This is a genomic window from Streptomyces sp. DH12, from assembly GCF_020873895.1.
Classification (GTDB): Bacteria; Actinomycetota; Actinomycetes; order Streptomycetales; family Streptomycetaceae; genus Streptomyces.
Window position 1 is genome coordinate 1 of record NZ_JAHWGT010000082.1, and the last position, 1,465, is coordinate 1,465.

Consider the following 1,465-nt stretch of genomic DNA (forward strand, 5'->3'; position numbering starts at 1 on the left):
GTAGTAGTTCACCCACGACGCCTGCTGCCCGTCCACCTGCCGGCGCCCGTAGTTCCAGCTGCGCCAGCCCGCCGGGTCCTTGGGCATCACGGCGGTGTCGGTGTGCAGCGTGGCGCGGGTGGGGTGGTAGCGGACGGCCTCGAGCCGGCGCTGCCGCTCGTCGGGGTTCTCCAGCACGCGCAGCGCGTCGTCGGCGTGCGTGGCCAGCACCACGTAGTCGTACCGGCCCAAGTCCGCCGCGCCCGACCGGACTTCCACCCCGTCGTCGGTCTCCCGTACGCGGGTGACGGGCGTGCCCGTCCGCAGGTCCGCGCCCGCCTCGCGCAGCACCCGCTCAACGGCCCGCAGGTAGCTGATGCTTCCTCCGGTGACCGTCCGCCACGGGGCGGTGCGTCCGCCCAGGCCCTCGGCGCCGTGCGCGTAGAAGAAGGCGATCACCGTGCTCGCCGGCATCTCCCAGATCTGCTCGGCAGGAACCGACCAGGCGGCGGTGGAGATGAGCACGATGAACCCGTACCGGAAGTCGTCCGAATAGCCGTGCCGGTCCAGGTACTCGCCCAGCGGGATGTCCGCCTGCCTGCGCATGAAGTGCCGCGGCGACTCCCGCAGGAAGCGCCGCGCCTCCTGCCACAGCTGGACGAAGTCGTCCGGGTAGCGTGCCCGGATCTCCTCCTCCGGCAGCTCGAAGTCGTCGGACACGTACGTCGTCTGCGCGTCCAGGTCGAAGAAGGAGAACTTCCCCGGATGGCTCTGGGTGGCCACCCCCAGGTCCGCGAAGAACCGCGTCAGCGTGGGGTAGTGCGGTTCGTTGTACACGATGAACGCCGTGTCGAGGCCCAGCGTGCGGCCCGAGTCCTCGACCTCGATGGTGTTGGCGTGGCCTCCCAGCCGGGCTTCCGACTCGAACAACGTGACCTGTGCGTCGTCACGCAGGTGGTAGGCGGCGGAGACGCCGGCCACGCCACCTCCCACGACCGCCACTCGTGCTTTCACAGTCAGCCTCCGACCGGCATCGATGAACACGTCGTGCTGTCTCGAAACGAGACCGTCGATTCAGACAGAGGCGGCGGCGGCCTCCCGGATACACGGAATCGAAAACCGCCTGCTGCCTCGGGGATCCGCGGCTCCCGGACAACCCGGAAACCGGCCACCCGGCACCACCGGGTTACGGCCGCCGGAACTCCGCGTGGCCGGTACTCGTCGCAAAGCACCCACGCGCACGGCCCGCCCACACGGCGCCCACACACCGCCGGGGCGGCACGCGACCGGGAAACCCACGGCGACCGCCCTGGGGGACCACCGCCGTTCCGCCGCCTCGCGGCCGGGCTCGACGCGCTCGGCGGGCCTGTCGTGGCACGTCGGGACGGTGTGCGGGCGCAGGGGCCCGTGGCGGCGCGTCGAGGGGACCGCCGCCGGTCCGACATGCTCGGCGGGCCTGCCACGCCCTGTAGGGATGGTGCGGGGC

General features: G+C 71.7%; 1 protein-coding gene. It reads right to left on the minus strand.

Annotation, left to right across the window (positions count from 1 at the left end; translation table 11 throughout):
- Positions 1-1,023: FAD-dependent oxidoreductase (locus LPA54_RS32580; protein WP_308112909.1), on the minus strand; the 1,023-nt coding region annotated here is incomplete at its 3' end.
- Positions 1,024-1,465 lie beyond the last annotated feature (442 nt).